General features: G+C 41.2%; 20 protein-coding genes and 1 other annotated feature. Of the genes, 16 read left to right on the top strand and 4 right to left on the bottom strand.

Annotated features, from left to right (window positions below; translation table 11 throughout):
• Nucleotides 1-43: 43 nt before the first annotated feature.
• From lonB to yihA, 3 genes are all read left to right on the top strand, one after another.
• On the top strand, nt 44-1711 hold the full coding sequence (lonB, locus tag V7201_RS08525) for an ATP-dependent protease LonB (RefSeq protein WP_335376351.1): 1668 nt from the start codon (nt 44-46) through the stop codon (nt 1709-1711).
• A 407-nt stretch (nt 1712-2118) separates the two neighbouring features.
• A complete protein-coding gene (lon, locus tag V7201_RS08520; protein WP_335376350.1) occupies nt 2119-4446 on the top strand; it encodes an endopeptidase La in 2328 nt (775 codons plus the stop codon).
• Complete coding sequence (gene yihA, locus V7201_RS08515) at nt 4443-5027, top strand: ribosome biogenesis GTP-binding protein YihA/YsxC (protein WP_335376349.1); 585 nt, start codon at nt 4443-4445, stop codon at nt 5025-5027. Before lon ends, yihA begins: the two co-directional genes overlap by 4 nt.
• Nucleotides 5028-5162: 135 nt before the next feature.
• On the opposite strand, the gene V7201_RS08510 is transcribed toward yihA, so the two are convergent.
• Nucleotides 5163-5648 carry a LiaI-LiaF-like domain-containing protein gene (locus tag V7201_RS08510; RefSeq protein ID WP_335376348.1) on the bottom strand — a complete coding sequence of 162 codons (486 nt, stop codon included), beginning with the start codon at nt 5646-5648 and terminating at the stop codon, nt 5163-5165.
• A 254-nt stretch (nt 5649-5902) separates the two neighbouring features.
• Between V7201_RS08510 and hemA the strand changes: the two genes are divergently transcribed.
• The 11 genes from hemA to V7201_RS08450 all read left to right on the top strand — a co-directional run bounded on the left by hemA (nt 5903) and on the right by V7201_RS08450 (nt 21634).
• Entirely contained in the window at nt 5903-7249 is a 1347-nt protein-coding gene (gene hemA / locus V7201_RS08505; protein ID WP_335376347.1) for a glutamyl-tRNA reductase, read from the top strand.
• A 14-nt stretch (nt 7250-7263) separates the two neighbouring features.
• Nucleotides 7264-8097 carry a cytochrome C assembly family protein gene (locus V7201_RS08500; protein ID WP_335376346.1) on the top strand — a complete coding sequence of 278 codons (834 nt, stop codon included), beginning with the start codon at nt 7264-7266 and terminating at the stop codon, nt 8095-8097.
• A 12-nt stretch (nt 8098-8109) separates the two neighbouring features.
• Complete coding sequence (hemC, locus tag V7201_RS08495; protein ID WP_335376345.1) at nt 8110-9045, top strand: hydroxymethylbilane synthase; 936 nt, start codon at nt 8110-8112, stop codon at nt 9043-9045.
• Entirely contained in the window at nt 9042-9827 is a 786-nt protein-coding gene (locus tag V7201_RS08490; protein WP_335376344.1) for a uroporphyrinogen-III synthase, read from the top strand. The genes hemC and V7201_RS08490 overlap by 4 nt, the downstream gene beginning before the upstream one ends.
• Before the next feature lie 3 nt (nt 9828-9830).
• Entirely contained in the window at nt 9831-10811 is a 981-nt protein-coding gene (gene hemB, locus V7201_RS08485; RefSeq protein WP_335376343.1) for a porphobilinogen synthase, read from the top strand.
• A 134-nt stretch (nt 10812-10945) separates the two neighbouring features.
• On the top strand, nt 10946-12238 hold the full coding sequence (hemL, locus tag V7201_RS08480; RefSeq protein ID WP_335376342.1) for a glutamate-1-semialdehyde 2,1-aminomutase: 1293 nt from the start codon (nt 10946-10948) through the stop codon (nt 12236-12238).
• A 431-nt stretch (nt 12239-12669) separates the two neighbouring features.
• Nucleotides 12670-13824 carry a stage VI sporulation protein D gene (gene spoVID, locus V7201_RS08475; RefSeq protein ID WP_335376341.1) on the top strand — a complete coding sequence of 385 codons (1155 nt, stop codon included), beginning with the start codon at nt 12670-12672 and terminating at the stop codon, nt 13822-13824.
• A gap of 192 nt (nt 13825-14016) precedes the next feature.
• A complete protein-coding gene (gene ysxE / locus V7201_RS08470) occupies nt 14017-15066 on the top strand; it encodes a spore coat protein YsxE (RefSeq protein WP_335376340.1) in 1050 nt (349 codons plus the stop codon).
• Between the two features lie 393 nt (nt 15067-15459).
• Nucleotides 15460-15709, top strand: a binding site (T-box leader).
• A 44-nt stretch (nt 15710-15753) separates the two neighbouring features.
• Nucleotides 15754-18393 (top strand): valine--tRNA ligase, encoded by a 2640-nt coding sequence (locus tag V7201_RS08460; protein WP_335376338.1) that lies wholly within the window; start codon nt 15754-15756, stop codon nt 18391-18393.
• A gap of 75 nt (nt 18394-18468) precedes the next feature.
• On the top strand, nt 18469-19782 hold the full coding sequence (locus V7201_RS08455; protein ID WP_335376337.1) for a bifunctional folylpolyglutamate synthase/dihydrofolate synthase: 1314 nt from the start codon (nt 18469-18471) through the stop codon (nt 19780-19782).
• 133 nt (nt 19783-19915) lie between these two features.
• Nucleotides 19916-21634, top strand: coding sequence for a sensor domain-containing diguanylate cyclase (locus tag V7201_RS08450; RefSeq protein WP_335376336.1), 1719 nt, complete (start codon nt 19916-19918; stop codon nt 21632-21634).
• A gap of 29 nt (nt 21635-21663) precedes the next feature.
• Here the strand turns inward: V7201_RS08450 and V7201_RS08445 are convergent, their stop codons facing one another.
• From V7201_RS08445 to V7201_RS08435, 3 genes are read right to left on the bottom strand one after another with little or no spacing between them, the layout of a single operon-like run.
• Nucleotides 21664-22587: a hypothetical protein gene (locus V7201_RS08445; protein ID WP_335376335.1), complete on the bottom strand. Its 924-nt coding sequence runs from the start codon at nt 22585-22587 to the stop codon at nt 21664-21666.
• Between the two features lie 14 nt (nt 22588-22601).
• On the bottom strand, nt 22602-23033 hold the full coding sequence (locus V7201_RS08440; RefSeq protein WP_335376334.1) for a PilW family protein: 432 nt from the start codon (nt 23031-23033) through the stop codon (nt 22602-22604).
• Between the two features lie 4 nt (nt 23034-23037).
• Nucleotides 23038-23454, bottom strand: a complete 417-nt coding sequence (locus V7201_RS08435; protein WP_335376333.1) for a type IV pilus modification PilV family protein — start codon at nt 23452-23454, stop codon at nt 23038-23040.
• Between the two features lie 146 nt (nt 23455-23600).
• On the opposite strand from V7201_RS08435, the gene V7201_RS08430 reads away from it, so the two are divergent.
• Nucleotides 23601-24161: a hypothetical protein gene (locus V7201_RS08430; RefSeq protein WP_335376332.1), complete on the top strand. Its 561-nt coding sequence runs from the start codon at nt 23601-23603 to the stop codon at nt 24159-24161.
• A 52-nt stretch (nt 24162-24213) separates the two neighbouring features.
• Nucleotides 24214-25581, top strand: coding sequence for a G5 domain-containing protein (locus tag V7201_RS08425; protein WP_335376331.1), 1368 nt, complete (start codon nt 24214-24216; stop codon nt 25579-25581).
• Nucleotides 25582-25583 lie beyond the last annotated feature (2 nt).

Raw genomic sequence — 25583 nt, 5'->3', positions numbered from 1 at the left:
TAGGGTAAAGCGAATAGTCATCAACTTACGGGAGGGAATTTATTTGAGTTGGACCGGAATCGCCTTATTCATACAGCTGTTTTTTGGAATTATCATTGGGCTGTATTTCTGGAATCTGTTACGTAATCAACGAACTCAAAAGGTATCGATTGACCGGGAATCCAGAAAGGAAATGGAACAGCTGAGAAAAATGAGATCGATATCTCTTAGTGAGCCTTTGGCCGAAAAAGTTAGACCTTCCAGCTTCAACGACATTGTCGGACAGGAAGATGGAATAAAAGCATTAAAAGCTGCGCTTTGCGGACCTAATCCCCAGCATGTCATTATTTATGGGCCTCCTGGTGTAGGGAAAACTGCGGCTGCCCGACTTGTCCTTGAGGAAGCAAAGCAGAATTCCAAATCTCCTTTTCAATCTTCTTCAGTGTTTGTTGAGCTCGATGCAACTACAGCAAGATTCGATGAAAGAGGAATTGCCGATCCGTTGATTGGTTCTGTCCATGATCCGATTTATCAGGGAGCAGGAGCGATGGGGCAGGCAGGTATACCGCAGCCAAAGCAAGGAGCGGTAACCAATGCGCACGGCGGGGTTTTATTTATTGATGAAATTGGTGAATTGCATCCTATACAAATGAACAAGCTTTTGAAAGTCCTGGAAGACAGGAAAGTGTTCTTAGAAAGTGCCTATTATAATGAAGAAAATGCACAGATTCCAACACATATCCATGACATCTTCAAAAATGGGCTGCCTGCGGATTTCCGACTTGTAGGTGCGACGACAAGGACTCCAAGCGAAATCCCTCCTGCCATTAGGTCAAGATGCATGGAAGTATTTTTCCGAGAGCTAAGTCAGGAGGAAATCGCTAAAGTAGCCAGAAACGCAGCCGATAAAGTAAATCTGACGATGAGTGAAGAAGCGATTTCAATTCTGTCAAACTATGCACGCAATGGCCGTGAAGCTGTTAATATGGTTCAGATTGCGGCGGGACTGGCTATAACGGAAGAACGCTCATACATTAAGGAAGAGGAAATTGAATGGGTCGTCCATTCTAGCCAGCTTACTCCAAGGATGGAACGTAAAATCAATGAAAAATCTGCGGTCGGACTCGTTAATGGACTTGCAGTATATGGACCGAATACTGGTGCTCTCTTAGAAATTGAGGTCACGGTGATAAAAGCAAAGGATAAAGGGTCCATCAATATTACCGGAATTGTTGATGAAGAAAGTATCGGCGGACAGGGTAAATCGATCAGAAGAAAAAGTATGGCAAGAGGCTCGATTGAAAACGTCATTACAGTCCTAAGGTCAATGGGTGTACCTGCTGATGAATTTGATATTCACGTTAATTTTCCAGGCGGAACTCCTATAGATGGTCCATCAGCAGGAATTGCGATGGCTACAGGTATTTATTCAGCGATTTACAAAATACCGATGGATAATACAGTTGCGATGACAGGGGAAATTAGCATCCATGGAAATGTAAAGCCAATTGGCGGAGTTTATCCAAAAGTAAAAGCGGCAAAAAAAGCCGGAGCCAAAAAGGTCATCATACCAAAAGAAAACGTGCAGACGATCCTAAATGAAATTACAGATATCGAAATCATCCCTGTTACTCACCTGGATGAGGTATTTGAAATCGCCTTGCTTAAGGAGCATCCACGCGAACAAATTATTTCAGCTGCTCCAGATCTTGTAAAGAAGGAAACGAGCTAAACATGGATTAAAAAGGACGCGTAATGCGTTCTTTTTTAATGGGCTATATTTCGAATCGTATAAATGGAGCAAGGATTTTTTTACAAACGGAAACACTTAGCAACTTAAGCACAATTTTTTATAAAAAATTTGTGCCTCTAACTGAAACAGTCCATAGCCAAGTATCTAAGCAAAGAATGCTCCATAACACAACAATTAAATGAAATTTTTTTTTACATTCATTCTGTAAGCAGAGTAACAGACATATTTTTAGCGTAATATCAGGATACTAACAATTAGAAGTCATATTATTAAACCGTTCTTTCTGCTCTTGATATTAGACACTAGAAAATAAATACGATAGAATTGAACAACAAAGTATTTAAATGCTTATAGAATGTTACAATGCATGTTGGAGGTGCAATATCATGGCGAACGAAAAAGAGCTCACTGTCCCTCTGTTGCCGCTTCGCGGTCTTCTCGTATACCCGACAATGGTACTTCATTTAGATGTTGGTCGGGAAAAATCTGTACAGGCTCTTGAGAAGGCTATGGTGGATGACCATTTGATCTTTCTTACGACTCAAAAGGATATTTCTATAGATGAACCAGGCGAAGAGGATTTGTACCAGGTGGGTACACTCACTCGTGTGAAACAGATGCTAAAACTTCCGAACGGAACAATCCGTGTTCTGGTTGAAGGCTTGGCAAGAGCTGAAATCATTGAACTTTTTGATGAAAAAGATTACTACTCGTGCACCCTGAGAACATTTGAAGACAGGGAAACGAAGGATGTCGAAGATGAAGCATTAATGAGGACAATGCTTGAGTATTTCGAACAATACATAAAAATGTCCAAGAAAATTTCTGCGGAAACGTATGCATCAGTTTCTGACATCGAAGAGCCAGGAAGAATGGCTGATATCATCGCTTCCCACCTGCCTTTGAAATTAAAAGAAAAGCAGGAAATATTAGAGACGATTGATATAAAAGAACGTGTTAACCGAGTGATTGAAATCATTCATAATGAAAAAGAAGTGCTTGGTCTGGAAAAGAAAATTGGCCAGCGTGTCAAGCGGTCAATGGAGCGCACGCAAAAGGAATATTATTTGCGGGAACAAATGAAAGCGATCCAGAAAGAACTTGGCGAAAAAGAAGGCAAGACTGGTGAAATAGCAGAGCTTAACGAAAAAATTGAGCTTGCAGGAATGCCTGAGCATGTAAAAGAAACAGCCCTGAAGGAATTGGACCGCTACGAAAAAGTCCCGACAACCTCTGCTGAAAGCGCAGTGATTAGGAATTATATTGAGTGGCTGGTTAATTTGCCGTGGTCGAAGGCAACCGATGATGACCTTGATATTACCAAAGCGGAAAAAGTCTTGAATAAGGATCATTATGGACTTGAGAAAGTTAAGGAACGTGTGCTTGAGTATCTCGCTGTCCAGCAGCTGACAAACTCGTTAAAAGGACCAATCCTCTGCCTTTCTGGACCTCCGGGAGTCGGTAAAACAAGTCTCGCCAGATCCATTGCAAAATCATTGAACCGGAATTTTGTCCGTGTTTCCCTGGGCGGTGTCCGTGATGAATCTGAAATCCGCGGCCACAGAAGGACTTATGTTGGCGCGATGCCAGGCCGGATCATTCAGGGAATGAAGAAATCAGGAACAATCAATCCTGTATTCTTATTAGATGAAATTGATAAAATGTCGAGTGATTTCCGCGGGGACCCTTCAGCTGCTATGCTTGAAGTACTGGATCCTGAGCAAAACCACAACTTCAGCGACCATTATATCGAGGAGCCGTATGACCTTTCTAAGGTCATGTTCATTGCGACCGCAAACAACCTTTCGACAGTTCCAGGTCCATTGCTGGACAGAATGGAAATCATCAATATTGCGGGTTATACAGAGCTTGAAAAGCTTCATATAGCCAAAGATCATTTGCTGCCAAGGCAAATCAAGGACCATGGTTTATCCAAGTCCCAGCTGCAAATGAAGGATGAAGCAATAACGAAAGTGATACGTTATTATACTCGTGAATCCGGCGTACGTTCTCTGGAAAGGCAGCTGGCAGCAATCTGCCGGAAAACAGCGAAAATCGTTGTATCCGGAGAGAAAAAACGTGTTGTTGTAAATGAAAAAAATGTGGAAGAATTCCTTGGCAAGACTAAGTTCAGGTATGGTCAGGCAGAACTCGAAGACCAGGTGGGCGTTGCCACTGGTCTTGCCTATACTACTGTTGGAGGTGACACGCTTCAAATTGAGGTGTCGCTATCCCCGGGTAAAGGCAAACTTGTACTGACAGGAAAGCTTGGAGATGTCATGAAGGAATCAGCTCAGGCAGCCTTTAGCTATGTTCGTTCAAAAGCGAAGGATCTGGACATCGATCCGGACTTCCATGAAAAGAATGATATTCATATCCACGTCCCCGAAGGCGCTGTTCCTAAAGATGGACCTTCTGCAGGGATTACCATTGCTACTGCACTCGTATCGGCTTTATCAGGAAGGCCGATTCGCAGGGAAGTAGGAATGACAGGAGAAATAACTCTAAGGGGACGCGTATTGCCAATCGGCGGCCTCAAGGAAAAATCATTGAGTGCCCACAGGGCAGGTCTGACAAAGATTATTCTTCCTAAAGATAATGAAAAAGATATTGACGACATTCCTGAAAGTGTACGTAAGGAGCTTGAATTTGTGTTAGTTTCTCATCTAGATGAAGTACTTAAGCACGCTCTAGTTAGCGGTGATATTCAATGAAAGTAAATAGCGCAGAAATAGTGATCAGTGCTGTAAGGCCGAATCAGTATCCGGAAACGACTCTTCCGGAATTCGCCCTTGCAGGACGGTCGAATGTAGGGAAATCTTCTTTTATCAATAAAATGCTTAACCGGAAAAGTCTCGCCAGGACTTCTTCAAAGCCAGGAAAAACGCAAACGCTGAATTTTTACTTGATCAATGAAATGCTTCATTTCGTTGACGTTCCTGGGTATGGATACGCGAAGGTGTCTAAGTCTGAACGAGAAGCATGGGGAAAAATGATTGAAACCTACATTACATCAAGGGAACAATTAAAAGCAATGCTTCTAATTGTGGACCTAAGGCATCCGCCTTCAAAAGATGATGTCATGATGTATGATTTCCTCAAGCATTACGATATTCCAGTTATCATCATTGCGACTAAAGCGGATAAGATCCCGAAGTCAAAGTGGCAAAAGCATTTGAAAATCACAAAAGAAACTCTTGATCTTGACCCTAATGACACTATCATCCTTTTCTCATCCGAAACAGGGGAAGGCAAGGATAAGGCTTGGTCAGTTCTTGGAGCTTTCATGAAATAAAGCAAAACGCGGTCCGATGATGGACCGCGTTTTTAATACGGGATGGATGTAATTGAATTACAGATTGGTGAATTCTTTTCAAAACATTAGTGTAGAATGAGAAATCCCGCACCATTATAATGATGCGGGATTCACTCATTTTTTCTTGAAAAAAAGAAGATAGATACCGATCAAGATCAGGGCCGCTGGCCAGAATTTCCATGCTGTTGCGACACCATTTTCCAGCAAACCAAGCCAGCTTGTAATCCGGTCATAAAATAGCAGTAGTCCTGCTAAAATAAGAAAGAGGACTCCGTGGAACAAGCCATTTCCTGTTTTTTGGTACCGAAGTAAAAAGCCTAGGGCAATGATTAGAATAAATGCTCCAAGATGATCCGGCCATAATTCGAACTTATTGACGACATGAAAATGGACACCTAATCCAACAAGGATCACTCCGGGTAAAATCGCTTCATAATCTTTTCCCCAGTAGCCCTGTACCAAAAAGGCGGCACCTACAATAAGAAGGAGAGTAGGCCACGTGTAAAATTCCTGGAAAAGGGTAATGTTTGCCTGCTGAAGATAAAAATAAATGCCAAACCCTATTAATATCATTCCTGGGATCATTCTCTGATTTTTCATTCTTTCACCACTTCCAATAAGGCTCACTTGAATTAATCGACAAACTTTGATAAGGTACATTAGGGAGTATGTTTATTTGCTGTTCGTAAGGTAATTATGTAAATAAACAACTTGTAAAATGAACTTATATTTATGTAATTTATATCACATTGTGTTCACTAGTTGTTCACATTTCTAGCAAAAAGGAAAATGGCTTCATGGTATAATTTCCTTAGCCAATTATGCAATTTCTATTTGGGGGTGTCAATTAATATATGCACATTATAGTTGTCGGACTAAATTATAAAACTGCCCCTGTCGAAATCCGCGAAAGGTTGACATTCAACGAGGCGAATCTTGGAGAAGCAATGAGTGCACTTCAGGCAAAAAAGAGCATTCTTGAAAATGTCATAGTATCAACTTGCAACCGTACAGAAATATATGCTGTCGTGGACCAGCTCCACACAGGCAGATATTATATAAAAGAGTTTTTATCTGAATGGTTCGGGATTCCGCAGGCTGAATTCACGCCATTTCTGTTTATTTATGAACAAGATGGAGCAATCGAGCATTTATTTAAGGTTTCGTGCGGGTTAAACTCAATGGTGCTTGGCGAAACTCAAATTCTTGGCCAGGTACGCTCAAGCTTTATGCTTGGACTTGAGAGAAACACGACTGGGACTGTATTTAACCAGCTATTTAAGCAAGCTGTGACGCTTGCTAAGCGCGGTCACTCCGAAACTGAAATTGGTGCGAATGCCGTATCAGTCAGTTATGCAGCTGTTGAGCTCGCTAAGAAGATTTTCGGATCTCTTGACCAGAAGCATGTACTTATTCTTGGTGCCGGTAAAATGGGCGAACTAGCCATCCAAAATCTCCATGCAAATGGAGCAAAGAAAGTTACCGTCATTAACCGTACCTACAAAAAGGCCGAAGATTTGGCCACAAAATTTTCAGGCAAAGCCAAGACGCTTGATGAGCTTCAAGGCGCGCTTACAGATGCTGATATCCTGATCAGTTCTACTGGAGCGAAGGATTTTGTTGTAACTCGTGATATGGTTGCCAAGGTTGAGCAGAAACGCAAAGGAAAACCATTATTCATGGTTGATATTGCAGTGCCGCGCGATCTGGACCCTGATATTGCTACACTTGAAAATGTATTCCTTTATGATATTGATGATCTTGAGGGAATTGTCGAAGCAAATCTGCAAGAACGCCAAAAAGCTGCAGAGAAAATTCTCATTATGATTGAAAGTGAGATCGTCCAGTTCAAACAATGGCTTAACACTCTAGGGGTTGTTCCTGTCATTTCTGCATTGAGAGTGAAAGCTCTTGCCATCCAGGAAGAGACAATGAACAGCATTGAAAGAAAGCTTCCGCATTTATCCGATAGGGATATGAAGGTCCTTAACAAGCATACAAAAAGCATCATCAACCAGCTACTGAAGGATCCAATTCTTCAGGCTAAAGAGCTTGCAGCTGGTCCTGATTCCAACGAGGCGCTTGACCTATTTGTCAAGATCTTTAATATTGAACAGCTAGTCGCTGAACAAGAGGGAATGAAAACAGCAGAATCCAGGCAGGCCAGAGTTCCTTCGCCTCAGGCTTCCCTACAGTCGTAAGAGGGGTTCTGTTTATGGGAGATCTTTTTATTACCCGCCTTCATGAAATGACCATTGTTGTTTATGCGGCAAGCGTCCTTTTATATTTTATTGATTTTCTTAACAGTAACCGGAGGGCGAACAAAATTGCTTTCTGGTTACTTGCATTTGTATGGGGTTTCCAAACTCTATTCCTTTTTTATTATATGGTCGAAACCGGCCGATTCCCTGTACTGACCCTCTTTGAAGGGCTTTACTTTTATGCGTGGGTCCTGGTCACACTGTCCCTCGCAATCAACAAACTATTAAAGGTAGACTTCATTGTCTTTTTTACAAATGTACTGGGATTCATCATTATGGCCATCCATACTTTTGCGCCTGTGCACTATGATTCAAATGTCATCTCTGAACAGCTTATATCAGAACTCCTGCTGATCCATATCACGATGGCGATCCTGAGCTATGGAGCTTTTTCGATTTCTTTTGTCTTTTCTTTGCTTTACCTCCTTCAATATGACCTTTTAAAGAGGAAAAAATGGGGAAAGATGTTATGGAGAATATCAGATCTGACAAGGCTTGAGTATTGGTCTTACATATTGAATGTTATTGGAGTGCCAATGCTTATCCTGAGCCTGATTCTTGGGCTGCAGTGGGCATGGATCAAGGTCCCTGATCTTGAATGGTATGATGCGAAATTAATAGGCTCGTTCGTGGTTTTGGCTGTCTATAGCATTTACCTATATTTGAGGGTTGGCAAAGAAGTATATGGGAAGTCGCTTGCTCTATGGAATATCGCTTCCTTCCTGATTGTATTAATTAACTTTTTTCTTTTCGGAAAATTATCATCATTTCATTTTTGGTATCAATAAAAGGAGGCTGTCATGAGAAAAATTATCGTTGGTTCAAGACGGAGTAAATTAGCATTGACGCAGACAAACTGGGTAATCGAGCAGTTGAAAAAATTAGGAGCTCCTTTCGAGTTTGAAGTAAAGGAAATCGTTACTAAAGGAGATCGGATTTTAGACGTCACGCTTTCAAAAGTGGGCGGAAAAGGCCTATTCGTTAAGGAAATAGAACAAGCGATGCTGGACAAGGAAATTGATATGGCTGTCCACAGCATGAAGGATATGCCTGCAGTCCTGCCTGAGGGTCTTGTGATTGGCTGCATTCCTTTCCGCGAGGATCATCGAGATGTCCTTATTTCGAAGGGAAATGTTCCGTTCAGCGAGTTAAAATCTGGTGCTGTGATCGGAACGAGCAGCCTGCGCAGAAGTGCTCAGCTTTTAGCACAGCGCCCTGATCTTGAAATGAAGTGGATTCGCGGTAACATTGATACAAGGATCGGCAAGCTTGAGACAGAGGAATATGACGCAATTATTCTGGCTGCCGCTGGACTGAAGCGTATGGGCTGGGCTGATGAAACAATAACTGAATTCATTGATCCCGAAATCTGTGTGCCAGCAGTGGGCCAGGGAGCACTTTCGATTGAATGCCGAGGTGACGATGAAGATCTTCTTCAGCTGCTTGAAAAATTCACATCCGCTGAAACGAATGCGGCTGTAAGGGCAGAACGAGCTTTCCTAAATAAAATGGAAGGCGGCTGCCAGGTGCCAATCGCAGGATATGCCCATATAAATGAACAGCAAGAAATCGTTTTGACAGCTTTAGTAGGTTCACCAGATGGAAAAACGATCATTAAAGAACAAGTCAAAGGCAGAAATCCGGAAGAAATCGGCGAGCTTGCTGCAGAAAAACTGATCAGCGAAGGCGCGAAGGACTTGATCGATAAGGTTAAACAGGAGCTTGAGATTGAATGATTCCGTCTTTGCCGCTGCAAAATAAAACAGTCATGATTCCAAGGGGAAAGGCGCATGCAAAGTCTTTCTCCGAGTTAGTGGCTAAGTTTGGAGGGATTCCAGTGGAAATCCCTCTAATTGCCTTTAAGCCTGTTGCAGCAACAAAAGAACTCCATGAAATGATGAATAACTTACATACGTACGATTGGATTATTTTTACGAGCAATGTGACTGTGGAAACCTTTTATTCTTTAATGAATACACCTGTACCATTTCCGAAGGTTGCTGTGATCGGCGAAAAGACGAAGCTGGTTCTTGAAAATATGGGTGTTAAGGTTGATTTTACACCTGGGCATTATGTTGCTGAAGATTTTGTTGAAGAATTTCATTCTTACATCCGTGAGGGTTCACGTGTCCTTATTCCAAAAGGAAATCTTGCAAGAGATTATATTGCTGCCACATTAAAAAAACACGGTGCTATAGTTGATGAGCTTGTCATCTATGAAACCTACCTGCCTGATGATAGCCGGGATAAGCTGATTCAGATGCTTAGAAATAGAAGACTTGATATACTTACATTTACAAGCCCTTCTACTATTGATCATTTTATGGAAATAGTAGAAGGACATCTGCTCCAAAACAAGCTTGATCAGTGTATCATAGCCTGTATCGGCCCTGTTTCAATGCTTAAAGCAGAGGAATGGGGATTGACTGTCCACGCTGTGCCTGAAAAATATACAGTTGAAGAGATGCTGAAAAGCATTATTGAGTACTTAAAAATAAATCCGCATTCTGGAGGATAAAACATGAAAAACCTTGAATTTAACCGCCACCGCCGTCTTCGTCAAACTGCGAATATGCGTGCACTTGTCCGTGAAAACTATCTTCGCACTGAAGATTTAATTTATCCACTGTTTATCGTCGAGGGAGAAAACATCAGGAATGAAGTATCATCAATGCCGGGAGTCTTCCATTTGTCTCTTGATAATCTGAAAGAAGAAATGGCTGAAGTAGAATCTCTTGGTATTAAATCTGTCCTTCTTTTCGGCGTTCCAAATGAAAAGGATGAAGTAGGCTGCCAGGCGTACCATGACCATGGGATCGTCCAGGAAGCGACTCGTGTCATTAAAAAGGATTTCCCTGACATGGTTGTCATTGCGGATACATGCCTGTGTGAATACACAAGCCATGGACACTGCGGCGTCATTGAGGACGGTAAGGTTCTTAATGATCCATCACTTGAATTGCTTGGTAAGACAGCTGTCAGCCAGGCAAAAGCCGGTGCAGATATCATCGCGCCTTCAAATATGATGGACGGATTCGTTACAGCTATCCGTTTTGCATTGGATGAAGCAGGTTTCCAGGACGTGCCGATCATGTCTTACGCTGTAAAATATTCATCTGCATTCTACGGACCTTTCCGTGAGGCTGCTGAAAGCACTCCGCAGTTCGGAGACCGCAAATCCTACCAGATGGATCCTGCAAACCGTATTGAGGCAATGCGTGAAGCTGAGTCAGATGTCATGGAAGGAGCAGACTTCCTGATTGTGAAACCAGGCATGCCTTATCTTGATATCGTCAGGGATGTTAAAAATAATTTCAACCTACCTGTCGTGATCTATAATGTCAGCGGAGAATACTCCATGGTCAAAGCTGCCGCACAAAACGGTTGGATTGATGAAAAAAGCATCGTGATGGAGATGCTGACAGGCATGAAACGCGCAGGCTCTGACTTGATTATTACCTACCATGCAAAAGATGCTGCACGCTGGCTGAAGGAACAATAAGATCACTCTTTATTTAGTACCCTTTACAAAAAGGATTTGTTAAAGGTCAATGTTGAACTTTAAATCCAGTTAATTGGAGCGAAAACCAACAGACCAGTTTTACAGAGCCTATAAAAAAGAAATGAGGGATATAAATGCGCTCATATGATAAATCGATTGAAGCTTTCAAAGTAGCAAAAGAAATCCTGCCTGGAGGGGTAAACAGTCCTGTCCGTGCATTTAAATCAGTGAACATGGATCCAATCTTCATGGAAAGAGGGAAGGGTTCGAAGATTTACGATATCGACGGCAATGAATATATCGATTACGTACTGTCTTGGGGCCCGCTGATTCTTGGTCATACAAACGATCGCGTTGTTGAAGGAATCAAGAAGGTAGCTGAGTTAGGAACGAGCTTTGGGGCTCCTACATTGGTAGAAAATGAACTGGCTCAGCTAGTCATTGACCGCGTACCATCCATCGAAATGGTAAGGATGGTTTCTTCAGGTACAGAAGCGACTATGAGTGCTCTTCGTCTTGCAAGGGGCTATACAGGCAGAAACAAAATCCTTAAATTCGAAGGCTGCTACCACGGCCATGGCGATTCACTGCTCATTAAAGCTGGCTCAGGCGTCGCTACGCTTGGATTGCCTGACAGCCCAGGTGTGCCAGAAGGGGTAGCAAAGAACACGATTACAGTCCCTTACAATGATTTAGAGAGCGTCCGCTATGCATTTGAACAATATGGCGATGATATCGCTGGTATAATCGTTGAGCCAGTTGCAGGCAACATGGGCGTTGTTCCGCCAGTCCCTGGTTTCCTTGAAGGACTGCGTGAAATTACCACTCAATACGGAACAGTGTTAATTTTTGACGAGGTCATGACAGGCTTCCGCGTCGGCTATAACTGTGCACAAGGTTATTTCAATGTCACGCCTGATATTACTTGCCTTGGAAAGGTTATTGGCGGCGGGCTGCCTGTTGGGGCTTACGGCGGCAAAAGAGAAATCATGGAGCAAATCGCTCCAAGCGGTCCTATCTATCAAGCTGGAACACTTTCCGGTAATCCTCTGGCCATGACTGCGGGACTTGAAACATTGAGCCAGCTGACACCAGACACATACAAGGAATTCGAACGGAAAGCTGACATCCTTGAAGCAGGTTTGAAAGCAGCGGCTGAAAAATATGATATCCCTCATACGATCAACCGTGCAGGCTCAATGATCGGCATCTTCTTCACGAATGAAAATGTCATCAACTATGAGGCTGCCAAAACATCAAATCTCGAATTCTTTGCTTCCTATTATCGTGAAATGGCTAATGAAGGAGTATTCCTCCCGCCATCACAATTTGAAGGCCTGTTCCTTTCAACTGCACATACAGATGAAGACCTTCAGAAAACAATTGAAGCTGCTGAGAAAGCCTTCTCCAAGCTGCAAAATAAATAATACGCTAAAGACACTTTTCGATACGAAAAGTGTCTTTTTTGGGTTTGGGAAAGTGAGTCGGTTTTCAGGGCATTTCGGAATATAATGAAAAGTTTCGGAATAAATGGAATGGTTTTCGGAATAAAATAAAAAATTCCGGAATAAATGAACCTCTTTCAAAGCAACAAGGCTTACTTTAACAGCCTAACTAATAATTTTTCGGAATACCCTTAAATAGACAGCTCTTCTTACTTTAAAACTCAATTTATTTACAAAGTATTGTTATAAATGTTAATCCTCTTTAAAAATGATTTTAATTTTACCTGATCGTATTCTTTTTTTATATTTACTCACGCAAGTAATGGTCTAAATTATCATAAAAGCAAATATGTACTCATAAAGTGTTAATGACATAGTGATTTTACGCTTAAGGAATGAAAGGAGGAGTCGCTTTGTCTCAGGGAAATCAATCGTGCCTGCGATTTTCGTTAGAGGAGTCAGTATGGTTTCAAAGAGGACAGGAAGTCGCAGAGCTTGTCTCGATTTCACTCGATCCGAATATAACGATACAGGAAAATGAGCAATATGTATCCATTCGCGGATCGCTGGAATTGACTGGGGAATATACATGCCATGAAAATCAGCAAGAGAACTCGGAAGACCATATCCCGGCTCTTAAATTCGTGCATTCTGTGATGGAGAGGGATGAGGGAGTATATGAATTCCTGCACCGCTTTCCAGTTGATATCACGATTCCGAAAAACAGAATCGAAAGCATTTATGACATCAACATTAATGTAGAATCCTTCGATTACGTTTTTCCGGAAAAGGATCGCTTGAAGCTGAATGCTGATCTGGCAATTACAGGCCTATACGGAGAACAACAGCACGAAACCGAAGAAAACCAGGAAGCTGCTTATGAAGCTGAGGAACTTGAATTCAGCTTCCGTGAAGAGCAAACAGAAAAAGCTGCTGCCAATAATCAAAATGAAGAAGATGCGGAGGAATTTGACTTTCCAGAAGCACCAGCATTTTCATTTGTCGAACAGAATGAAGCTTTAAAGCAGGAAGAGGAAAATACATTCGAAGAAGAATTGTATGCACCTTTCCGTGCAGAAGCGAAAAAAACGGGTGCAGAGGAAAAGTCCGAGGAGCCTGTATTGCAGGAACAGCGTCATTTACAGGCCGTTCCGGAATATTCCTATAGCGATTTCAGGAATGAGAATCTACCTGCTGAAGAAACCGAGGTTGAGGCTGAACAGGAAACTGAAGTTGAAATCGAGGAGCCGAAGCAGGAAGTGAACGAACCTGCAGAAGTCCAGGAGGCTGAGGAAGAAAGCTCATCCTCTCCAGTTATGAAGAAGAAAAAGCCGAATATGAAAAAAGGTATTTCGATCGCAGAGTTTTTAGCAAGAAAAGAAGAGGAAGCGGTGGTTGCAAAAATACGAGTCTGTATTGTGCAGCAAGGCGACTCTCTCCAAGCTATTTCTGAGCGCTATGATGTGCCAGTACAACAGCTTTTGCGAGTGAACCATTTGAGTATTGACCATGAAGTAAAAGAAGGCCAGGTTTTATATGTACCTGGAGTAGCTGTGCACCATCAATAACCCAGGCTCAAAACAACAATCTCAGTAAATGTAAACAGTAGAAGCAACGCCTTGTCCGAAAAGCTAGTTGTCAGGGCTGGTTTGGGTGCTGGCCAGGGTTGCTTCAGCTTTTTTAGTGGGCAGGTGTCTGACACCTGCTCAAATCCATTTTTAAGCATATTTACAGGAAGTTAAGAAAGTGGGCGAGATCCAATGGATGATCGCAATTTTTTAAATGAAGAAGCAGAGGTATTAAAGCAGTATCCGGTTGAGCCATACTTTGCTGAGGATTTTGGCAAAATTAAAAAGATTTATACAAGAACGGGCACATTTGCCTTAAAAAAAATCCATCCATATGAAGGCACGGATTTTGTTAAGCATATTCAAACACTTTACCAAAAAGGCTTTAACAGGATTGTTCCTGTATATCCTGCAAATGATGGCAGGTATGCCATTTTGCATAATAAATCACTTTACTATCTGATGCCGTGGATTCCGAATGAAATAAAGGAGAATCATCAATCAGAAAGGCAAATGCAGCTGTTCAGGGAATTGGCGAGGATGCATACTTTGTCAGCAAAGGAGCTTGAAATCAGTCACGAGCTGAAAAAGGAACACTATGAACAAACCTTGAAGGAATGGGAAAAAGAAGAGGAATTTATAAGTGGATTTATTGAGAGCTGTGAAAATAGAGTATATATGTCACCTTTTGAATTAGCCTTCTGCCTGTATTACAGCCAAATCAACCAGGCGATCCAGTTTGCCAAACAAAAGCTTGAGAGCTGGCATGAAAAAACAAAGGATCAAAAAAAGACGAGGACCGTCATCCTGCATGGAAAAATCTCAACGGAACATTTTTTGTTCGATGAAAGAGGATATGGGTATTTCATTAATTTTGAGAACGCAAGGCAAGGTTCACCAATTCAGGACCTGCTCCCATTTGTATCTAGGTCGTTAAAAACATTGCCCAAACGTTCTGATGATTCTATTGATTGGATTTATGCTTACCTGAAATATTTCCCTTTCAGAGAGGATGAGATGCAGTTATTTATGAGCTATCTGGCATTTCCAGCGGGAATCATCCGTGTAGCTGAAACCTATCATCAGCGAAAGACGGAGCTGGATGAAAGGAAGTTTGTCCAAAGATTGCAGAAGCAATATTGGCTTTTAAGCAATACGGGATATGTTGTTACTAAAATGGATGAAATAGAAAAACAAAAACAGCAAGCGAAGCAAGCAGAACAAGAAGGAGCCCAGAGCTAAAATATGCCCTGAGGCTCCTTAAAAAATTTCAAATTTTATCGCCAGAGCGATCATAATAAAGATTGATAACAGCAGTACATCAAAAGTCGTTGGGAAAAATAGCGTCCGAAATCCTTGGAAAATGCAAAAAGGAAAGATTAATTGAGCACAAATGCCTCGAGCCGTTCTGGCCCACCTCGGGAGTGTATATGGATTATACCTTCGTCTCTTCATCTCCATCCCTCCAAACCGACAGATATTCCTTTTTTATTCTATGAGCAGTTTGCCTAAATTGTGCTAATAAATGGAACAGCTTGATGCAAAAAGTATAAAATATAAAAAAATAGGAAATGATGATTGACGTCATTCCCCTTTTTTGGGTAGTATAACTAATATACAAAAACACAAATAAAGTGAATAGCATTGACAGGGAAGAGTACATTATCATTTAGCTTTAAGAGAGGAAAACCATTAGCTGCGAGGTTTTCTAAGCCGAATCAATGGAAGGTCGCCCTAGAGCTTCGTCTGCTAACGGAAGCATTTATCTTATTAACAGGCGACGGTGAAGAACCGTTATATCCCTATGAGCCAGCATGTTGGAAATTGTTAACACCACTGCTGGGAAAAAAGGTGGTACCGCGAACAAACTCCATTCGTCCTTTTATGGCGAATGGAGTTTTTTTATTTTATTTTTTAGGAGGAATCACGATGGAAGAGAATTTATCAATGCCTACTAAATACGATCCTTCCGCGATTGAACAGGGCCGTTATGAATGGTGGATCAAGGGCAAATTTTTCGAAGCGAAAGATGATGCACAAAAGAAGCCATATACGATTGTTATCCCGCCGCCAAACGTTACAGGAAAGCTTCACCTTGGGCATGCCTGGGATACGGCTCTCCAGGACATCTTAACTCGCATGAAGAGGATGCAGGGTTACGATGTTCTCTGGCTGCCAGGAATGGACCATGCTGGAATCGCAACGCAGGCGAAGGTTGACGAAAAGCTTCGTAACCAGGGAATCAGCCGATACGATTTAGGACGCGAAAAGTTCGTAGAGGAAACATGGAAGTGGAAAGAGGAGTATGCTCAGCACATCCGCCAGCAATGGGCTAAGCTTGGTTTAGGCCTTGATTATAGCCGTGAGCGATTCACACTGGACGAAGGGTTGTCAGACGCAGTTAGGGAAGTGTTTGTTGCGCTTTATCGCAAAGGCCTTATCTATCGCGGTGAATACATCATAAACTGGGATCCAGCAGCAAAAACAGCCCTATCGGATATCGAGGTTATCCACAAGGATGTACAGGGTGCATTCTATCATATGAAATATCCGCTTGCTGATGGTTCTGGCGACATCGAAGTAGCAACTACAAGACCTGAAACAATGCTTGGCGATACAGCGGTAGCGGTACATCCTGAAGACGACCGCTACAAGCATTTAATCGGCAAGACCGTCATTCTTCCAATCGTTGGCCGCGAAATTCCAATCGTAGGCGACGATTATGTAGATATCGAATTTGGTTCTGGAGCGGTAAAAATTACTCCGGCACATGATCCGAATGATTTTGAAATCGGCAACCGTCATGATCTTGAAAGAGTCCTTGTCATGAACGAGGATGGCAGCATGAATCATAATGCCGGCAAATACCAGGGCATGGACCGCTTTGAATGCCGCAAGCAAATCGTTAAGGACCTTCAAGAGCAAGGTGTTTTATTCAAAATTGAAGAACACATGCACTCAGTTGGACATTCAGAACGTACCGGCGCAGTTGTCGAACCGTATTTATCGACACAATGGTTCGTTAAAATGCAACCTCTTGCCGATGAAGCAATCGCTATTCAGCAAAAAGAAGATAAGGTCAACTTCGTACCTGAGCGTTTCGAAAACACTTATCTTCGCTGGATGGAAAATATCCGTGACTGGTGTATTTCCCGACAGCTATGGTGGGGCCATCGTATTCCAGCCTGGTACCATAAAGAAACTGGAGAAGTTTATGTTGACCATGAACCGCCTGCAGATATTGAAAATTGGAATCAGGATAATGATGTATTGGATACTTGGTTCAGTTCTGCATTATGGCCGTTCTCAACAATGGGCTGGCCAAATGAGGAAGCAGCTGATTATAAGAGATACTACCCTACAGCTGCATTAGTTACAGGCTATGATATCATCGCGTTCTGGGTATCCCGTATGATCTTCCAGGGACTCGAGTTCACTGGTCAAAGACCATTCGAGGATGTTTTAATCCACGGTCTGGTTCGTGCCGAAGATGGCCGTAAAATGAGTAAATCACTTGGCAATGGCGTTGATCCGATGGATGTCATCGATCAATACGGTGCTGACTCATTGCGCTACTTCTTGACAACGGGTAGCTCTCCAGGACAAGATCTTCGCTACAGCACTGAAAAAGTTGAAGCAACCTGGAATTTTGCCAACAAGATTTGGAATGCATCTCGCTTCGCATTAATGAACATGAACGGATTGAAATATGAAGAAATCGATTTGACTGGTGAAAAATCTGTTGCGGATAAGTGGATTTTAACTAGGCTGAATGAAACGATCGAAACAGTGACAAGACTTTCAGACCGCTACGAATTCGGTGAAGTAGGCCGTGCGCTATACAACTTCATCTGGGATGATTTCTGTGACTGGTACATTGAAATGGCTAAGCTTCCGCTATATGGAGATGATGAAGCTGCGAAGAAGACGACTCGTTCCATTCTTGCTTACGTTCTCGATAACACAATGCGCCTGCTGCACCCATTCATGCCATTTATTACCGAAGAAATATGGCAGAACCTGCCTCACCAGGGCGAATCGATTACAATAGCAAGCTGGCCGCAGGTTGATCCAGCATTAACCGATAGCGAAGCTGCTGATGATATGAAATTGCTCGTTGAAGTAATCAGGGCTGTAAGGAACATCCGCTCAGAGGTGAATACACCGCTTAGCAAAAAGGTTGATATGTTCTTGAAAGCGAAAGACGAAAAGATTCTTAAAACGCTTGAGAGCAACCGTGGTTACATTGTCCGCTTCTGTAATCCAGAAAATCTACAGATCGGACTTGAAGTTGAAGCTCCTGAAAAGGCGATGACAGCAGTAGTAACAGGACTGGAAATTATCATGCCGCTTGAGGGACTAATTAACATCGATGAAGAAATCGCACGCCTTCAAAAAGAAAAAGAGAAACTGGATAAAGAAGTAGAACGTGTTCAGAAAAAGCTTGCGAACGAAGGCTTTGTAAAAAAAGCTCCTGAAAAGGTTATTGAAGAAGAACGCGCGAAAGAAAAGGATTACGTTGAAAAACGTACTGCTGTTGAAGCGCGGATTAATGAGCTAAGAGGATAACTTATAACAAGATAGGAATTAACATTGAAGGCGAACCAGTATTGGTTCGTCTTCATCTTGAATTGGGGTGCAGGAATGTTTCATACATATGAACAAGCAGTAGATTGGATCCATACGAGACTTAGGCTCGGGATTAAACCAGGATTAACAAGAATGGAATGGATGCTGGAAAGACTGGAGCATCCTGAACGAAGGATAAAAACCATCCATGTGGGCGGCACGAACGGGAAAGGTTCGACTGTCACATTCCTGCGTTCCATCCTGGAATCAGCCGGCTACATGGTAGGTACATTTACCTCTCCATACTTTGAGCAGTTTAACGAACGCATCAGCATTAACGGCCAGCCAATCAGTGATGATGACCTTATCCAGCTTGTAAATGTCATCAAACCGCTGGCGGATGAACTGGATCAAACGGAATTAGGCGGTCCAACAGAATTTGAAGTCATTACGATTATGTCAATTTATTACTTTGCCAAAATCTCTCCTGTGGATGTTGTTATTTACGAGGTTGGCCTTGGAGGAAGGTTCGATTCCACAAACGTCATTCATCCTTTATTATCAATCATTACAAGTATTGGACTCGACCACACGGCTATTCTTGGGGATACATATGAAAAAATAGCCTTTGAAAAAGCAGGTATTATTAAAAATGGTGTAAGCGTCATTACAGGTGTGAAGCAGCCGGGGGCATTGGGGGTAATTCGTAGCACAGCAGCTGAAAAGAAATCCTCTATTTATCAGTTGGGGGAACAATTCTTTACAAGCTCTAAAAGTTCATTGAAAGATGGAGAAAAGTTTACTTTTTCAAGCCCGTTCAGCCAAGTTGAGCAACTTGAGACATCGATGATTGGCGCACACCAGGTAGACAATGCCTCTTTAGCCGTCATGGCAGCACAGATCCTGACGAATTATTACTCCTTTATAATAGAAGATTCACATATCAGGAATGGTTTAAAAAAGGCTTACTGGCCTGGAAGGCTGGAGGTACTGTCTGCAAAACCGTTCATTTTGATTGACGGTGCACATAATGAGGAAGGTATAACTGCTCTTGCCAGTGAAGTAAAATCCAGATATGCCGATAAAAAGGTTAGCATTCTGTTTGCCGCTCTCACAGACAAGAAATTGGACAGGATGATTGCCATTCTAGCAGAAACAGCGGATTCCCTAACGTTTACGACATTTGATTTTCCAAGAGCAGCAAAAGCAGAGGAGTTAATGGAAGCTGGAAAAGCAGCTGACAATATGGCCATAGACAATGATTATGAAAGTTATCTTCAACAAAAAATAAAGGAATTAAAGGGAAATGAAATATTGCTCGTAACAGGTTCGCTTTATTTTCTGTCAGAAGCAAAGCCATTGATCACCAAACTACTAAAAAATAAATAAGAAAATTATGACATTCGACAAAAAGTTTGCTAAACTATTTAAAAAGTATGACTTTTTACCTAAGAAATATATTGATATGACGAACAAAAATTGTTTCGACAAATCATACAATTGAAGAAGGGAGGGTGGATAGATGAAAGTTTCTCCAATGGTTAAGAAATCAATCTGGTTTGGCTGGCTGCTAATCGTGCCGGCTGGCATCTGGGTAACGTATCAGGTATATCCACCTTCAATAGATGGTTCAATCTGGGGTGTCCTGGCATTCCTCTTATTAACGGCTGTCGTGGCATCAATGCCAATGGTTGTAAATAATACTCCAATTTTCTTAATTCAATGGGTATCGATGGCGGTTTTTCTTACTTATGGGTTATTTGTTGAAATGATTTTAATACAAATTTCTGTTGTAATACTCTTAATGAGGTTAAGACTCCAAAAAACAGATGTATACAAATTTCCATTGAATTCGCTGATGTTTTTTATAATATCGCTGTTAAGCGGCTTGGTGTTTTATGCTCTGGGCGGGACTCACGGTGATACTTTTGCACAGAATCCATACATACTTATAGTTGGTACTATATACGGAATTAGTAACTTCGCGGTTAACACAATTCTTTTAATTTTAATCCAAGCTTTTGCTTTTAAACTTAAAGGCCCATACTTTGGCAAGGATTTTATTTGGGAATCGATCACGACCCTGATTACCTTCCCAATTGGTTTTGTTCTTTATGAGTTATACAGAGAGATGGGGATCATTTCGCTGCTATTTGTAGGAATTCCGTTTGCGAGCCTGTCTATCATTCTAAGTCTCTATTATTCCAGTGATAAAGTGAACGAGTTTTTGCAGAATGCCGCAGAAATCGGCCACCAGCTTGCTGAAAGGCTGAAAGCAAATGAAGTCATTGATCTGTTTGTCCAAAAGCTGATTGAAATGCTTCCTGTTGACTATGCATATATTCTTGATGTCGTCGATCATAAAGAGTTAAATCTAATCTATAAGGTGGAACATGGAGAATTTCTCGAACCGGCAGCTGCCCCTTTAAAAAAGGGTGAGGGAATCAGCGGACTTGTATGGGCTGATAAAAAGCCTGTGCTTTTTCATTCCAAAAAGCAATGGAAGCAGATCAATTCTGGTTATATACCACCGAGTGTTGAAAGCATCTTAAGTGTCCCGATTGTCAGGAACGCACAAGTAATAGGGGTCCTGGTTCTGGCCGCAAACAAAAAAAGGGCATTTGAGAAATCCCAGCTGATGATCGTCGATATTCTGTGTTCCCACTTTGCCATCGCGGTTGAGAACGCAAGGCATCATGAAAAAACAAAAGAAAACAGTGAGAGATGCGCTCTGACAGGACTTTATAACTATCGCTATTTTGAAAATATGCTGACAAGTGAGTTTGAAAAGTTACAAAACTCCGAGAGAAATCTGTTGTCACTCATCCTGCTTGATATTGATCATTTTAAATCAGTAAATGATACATATGGGCATCAAAGTGGAAATGAGATTCTGTGTGAACTTGCAGTCCGATTGAAAGATCGGATCGGGGACATCGGTACAGTAGCCCGATACGGGGGAGAGGAATTTGTCATCCTGCTTCCTGACATGATGAAGGGTGATGCATTCAAGCTTGCTGAGCAAATCAGGCTGATGATTGCAAGCGAGCCATTTGCCTTGCTTCAATCCATGGACGCAGACGGGAAAATAATCTTCGTTGATATCACCGCTTCAATCGGTGTCGCTACAGCACCTCAGGATGCAGACGATTCACTTGCATTAATTAGACACGCCGATCGCGCTTTATATGTGGGAGCAAAGCGATCCGGAAGGAACCGGGTTGCTGAATACGTAAAATAAGGCTGACCTGATTGGGTCAGCCTTTACATTTAGTATTTAACTTCAATTCCGTTATTAAGGTCTATGGACCAAGGATTATCGTTTGCTTTAGGGCAGGATACTCCTGTTGTTCCTGAAAATGATGTATAAGGAATGAGTGTATCATTCTCAATTAAATAGGTATTTCCGGTAACGCAAAATGTATAGGCATTATTTGGTTTATTAAATTCATGCCTGAAAACAGCATCACCAAAAACTATTATGTCAGCTCCACCATTAAATGTAATGTTGTCATTAAAAAAAGCATTTCCAAGAACTGCAATAATTCTATTTCCTCGAATTTGAATATCTTTAGCGAAATATGTAGAATTGGGAAAATACTCATCCTTATCTGACCCATTACCCTTTAAGTCGATCGAATAGCCAACATAATCCATGTATCGATCTTTTGTAGGAATTGACTCTCCAACTAGTGAATTGCCGCCATTTTTTACGATAAGGATTGTGCTTTCAAGTATTTTTTTTTCACTTGCTGTTATTCCTTTAGTCTTGAATGAAATCGAAATATTGTTATCTGACATTTTTTTGACAGAAGGTGATGATACATCATACGAATTGCTTCCTTCAACGGTCATGGTCAGGTAGTTATTGTTTGACACTCCTTTCACCAGTGCATCATAGAAGATCTCATCGTAATCAGGGATGATGATTTCTGATTTCTTGCTTGCTTCTTCGAAAGCATCTTTAACTTTGTTCTTCGCTTCCGTGTTTGACGAATTCACGATTTGTGTAAGTAATGCCTCATAATGTGCGACTCCCATCTCCGCAAGATCTGTTGCTTTATTAACTTCATCCGTTTTATTGAATTGTTTTCTAGCTGAAAGGGCCATTCCGCTCATGGAAAGAGCAAATACAAAGGTGATGGTGATGATTAGTAATACGAGAACGAGTGCGTAACCTTTTTCATTTTTCATCACTTAACCCTCCCTTAGTATCTTTTAATTATCGTTTTAACTTCATAGGTTTGTCCTGTTTTATCATTTAAAGTTAAATGAATGGATAGAGGCAACGACGAATCTATATTTTTCGAACCCGAAATAGCTATTTCATCAGGATAGCCAAGTTCTATTTGTATATCATATCTGGAATCTCCCAGAAGTTTATCAGCTGCCTTTTCACCGATGTAAGCAGCCTTTTTTTTCTCATCGTAGGAGATTTTGTATTTGTCATATTTGAGATGGTGTTGTTTAACTGTTGCAAGAATGATATTAGCGGTTTGGTCCATGCTGTTTTTTTCTGATATGTGGCTGTAGTTTTTATTAAATCCCAAAAAAACACTATAAATAAGTGCGGATATAAAAAATAGAATGGTAATGGCAGCGAGCACTTCAACTAAGGTCAGTCCACGTTGGTTATTCATTAACTCACCTTCTTATATAAGTAAATGTTTCAGATGAACTTTCGGGATTATTTAAGTCTTTTACAGAAATCTTTACTCTGATTAAACCTTCTACACTATCAGCAAATTTTGCCGATATATTAAATGGACTAGCAATAGGGCTGCCTAAAAGATTGGATAGTTCGTTCTTTTCCACAATGCAAGGTAATGTCCCACATACACTGCTGGTTTTAACGTCATTTTTTGACAAACTGACTTCTATCTGATTAACAATCTGCTGGGCAGTCTGAGTTGTACTTAATTTATCTTCATTTTTTTTGACGAACATTGCTGACTGGGTAAAAAAACTGGCAAAAGAGGTCAAAACAATAACAAGCAATACAATAGATAATAAGACTTCCACCAAAGTAAGTCCTTTTTCTTCATCCAACTTTATTCCCAAGACCTTATTCCTCCGTCTACTAAATCAATTAATTTTATTATACAATATAAAAGAGTGAAAATTGTCATTTTATAAGTTAATAGTCCGATATATTGCTGAATTTTAGCGGGCTATAATAATCACATATAAACGTATGGAGTGAGACAATGAAAAGTCTTTTATTTTTGTTAATATCGGCAGTTTTGGCATTGGTTTCGATAAAATATATTTCTTTAGGGCTAAATGGGAAAGAGAAAATAATTGTTACTGTTTCATCCTTTCTTATCGGGACTTTTGGATTGGTTTTTAGTTTGATTGCTCCGCCTTGGCAGGCATTGTTAATTATGGTATTGCTGGCGTCTTCTGTTGGATATATAATGGTTAGTCGTTCTGTTGGTATTGGCACAGTAAAAGGTCCGATACAGTTAAATGTGAATGACAAGCTGGATCAGAATTCCATTGTAAGTGATGCCTCCTCTGAGCTTGCATCCCATCAAAGAAGTCAGATCAGCTCTCAGGCAGATGAAATAGTACCAAAAGTTCTTGCCAATCATTATGTAACAGATTTGGAAGAAGACATCTCTTTCTTAGAAGAAAGAAGTAAATTACCATTGAATGAATTTGATGATATACCGGTCATTCACTTTGATAATCAAAAAGACTTGAATGACGAGAAGTGGATAAATGAAGTGGACGAACACGAAATGTATGCAACCAGCCAATTGTAACTTTGGTTTATTCAGAAGGATTCTAATATCGGAATCGGAGAGGACATAATAAATGAAAAAGCGAAAAATATTTAAACTATCTCTGATCATTTCTGTTTATTCTCTGTTTATTTTTAGCTTCACCTACTTTGGCGCTTCGGCAATAAGTTTAAGGTCCTCTGCTAATCCAGTATTCTCAGAAAAAACGTTTATTGGCACTATGGATGTTTCGGGTAAATCGCAGGAAGAAGCAAAGACCGCCCTCGAAGCAAAAAGGAGCGAATGGGCCTCCAGTGCAGAAATTATATTGTCTTATAAAGGGCAAACCTTTTCAATTGCTGCCGATGAATATGATTTTTTAATAGATGAATCGATTGCAACAGCTGTAAATGGTGCACAGAATAAAGTGCTCGTTAACATGAAAAAAGACGTCTTTGATGAACTGCCACTAATTCCAACAGCGCTCATCAGCAATCTTGATAAAGAAAGTATTAAAAAAGAATTGCTATTAGCACCACAGAATTTTGTACAAACAACTGAAATTAGTATAGAAAACTATCTTCCAAAAGAAGAGGTTAAAATAATTTCTAAAGTTGCCATAAAACTTTCAGAAGAAAATCAAGAAATTCAGGAATTCACTAAACTTTACCCATCAATCGAGATTGCTCCTGAATCTCAATTTTCTTTTGCTGCATTCGTTAAGGAAAATGAAATGAACAATATATCTTCTTATACATATAGCCAGATTGCTACGGCGATTTATCAAGCACTCATGCCTACTAATTTTTTGATTGCTGAAAGGCATATCGGCAGTCAGCTTCCTGACAATATACATGCTGGGTTTGAGGCAAAGGTTAATTTCGATAAGAAAATGGATTTACTTGTCTATAACCCTAACAATTCATCGTATTCCATGGCATTCAATTTGAAGGCAAGTGAATTGGAGGTTTCGATAATAGGGATTCCGCTTTTGTATAATTACAGCATCATTACTGCGGACAAGCAGGAATTTGAGCCGAGGACAATCAAGCAATATTCACCGCTGCTTGAGCAGGGCCAAAAATCGGTTGAAGTAGAAGGAAGTGCTGGGATTCTAGTAAAGGTTTTTCGTGAAACTTATAATCAAAAAGGTGAGCTGCTAAAAGCTGAATTGTTATCAGAAGATTTTTATCCACCAGTTCATAGAGTTGAAATAATGGCACTTAAACCGGCAGCTCAGGCGACAGAATCCACAGCAGATGGAAATGCAGATACGGTAGCAGCACCTTCAGCAGAGGAAACAGAACCTGCCGGGCAAAACGCATCTGACCACATCCCTGCTGAACCTAAGGAAAATGATAATGAGGGACAGCAATCGAGTGATAGCCAGAATGGAACAGAGAACAATGCAGATGAAGACGATGGCGGTTTATTTGGGAAGCCGAACGAAGAGCCGAAGTAAGC

This window comes from Bacillus sp. JJ1122 (assembly GCF_036964885.1).
Classification (GTDB): Bacteria; Bacillota; Bacilli; order Bacillales; family Cytobacillaceae; genus Mesobacillus.
This window is presented reverse-complemented; position numbering and strand designations above follow the sequence as displayed.

Bases quoted from the DNA above. Each gene is read 5' to 3' on its own strand.
- lon (WP_335376350.1), top strand. From the start codon at position 2,119: ATGGCGAACGAAAAAGAGCTCACTGTCCCTCTGTTGCCGCTTCGCGGT.
- yihA (WP_335376349.1), top strand. From the start codon at position 4,443: ATGAAAGTAAATAGCGCAGAAATAGTGATCAGTGCTGTAAGGCCGAAT.
- V7201_RS08510 (WP_335376348.1), bottom strand. From the start codon at position 5,648: ATGAAAAATCAGAGAATGATCCCAGGAATGATATTAATAGGGTTTGGC.
- hemA (WP_335376347.1), top strand. From the start codon at position 5,903: ATGCACATTATAGTTGTCGGACTAAATTATAAAACTGCCCCTGTCGAA.
- V7201_RS08500 (WP_335376346.1), top strand. From the start codon at position 7,264: ATGGGAGATCTTTTTATTACCCGCCTTCATGAAATGACCATTGTTGTT.
- hemC (WP_335376345.1), top strand. From the start codon at position 8,110: ATGAGAAAAATTATCGTTGGTTCAAGACGGAGTAAATTAGCATTGACG.
- V7201_RS08490 (WP_335376344.1), top strand. From the start codon at position 9,042: ATGATTCCGTCTTTGCCGCTGCAAAATAAAACAGTCATGATTCCAAGG.
- hemB (WP_335376343.1), top strand. From the start codon at position 9,831: ATGAAAAACCTTGAATTTAACCGCCACCGCCGTCTTCGTCAAACTGCG.
- hemL (WP_335376342.1), top strand. From the start codon at position 10,946: ATGCGCTCATATGATAAATCGATTGAAGCTTTCAAAGTAGCAAAAGAA.
- ysxE (WP_335376340.1), top strand. From the start codon at position 14,017: ATGGATGATCGCAATTTTTTAAATGAAGAAGCAGAGGTATTAAAGCAG.
- V7201_RS08460 (WP_335376338.1), top strand. From the start codon at position 15,754: ATGGAAGAGAATTTATCAATGCCTACTAAATACGATCCTTCCGCGATT.
- V7201_RS08455 (WP_335376337.1), top strand. From the start codon at position 18,469: ATGTTTCATACATATGAACAAGCAGTAGATTGGATCCATACGAGACTT.
- V7201_RS08450 (WP_335376336.1), top strand. From the start codon at position 19,916: ATGAAAGTTTCTCCAATGGTTAAGAAATCAATCTGGTTTGGCTGGCTG.
- V7201_RS08445 (WP_335376335.1), bottom strand. From the start codon at position 22,587: ATGAAAAATGAAAAAGGTTACGCACTCGTTCTCGTATTACTAATCATC.
- V7201_RS08440 (WP_335376334.1), bottom strand. From the start codon at position 23,033: ATGAATAACCAACGTGGACTGACCTTAGTTGAAGTGCTCGCTGCCATT.
- V7201_RS08430 (WP_335376332.1), top strand. From the start codon at position 23,601: ATGAAAAGTCTTTTATTTTTGTTAATATCGGCAGTTTTGGCATTGGTT.
- V7201_RS08425 (WP_335376331.1), top strand. From the start codon at position 24,214: ATGAAAAAGCGAAAAATATTTAAACTATCTCTGATCATTTCTGTTTAT.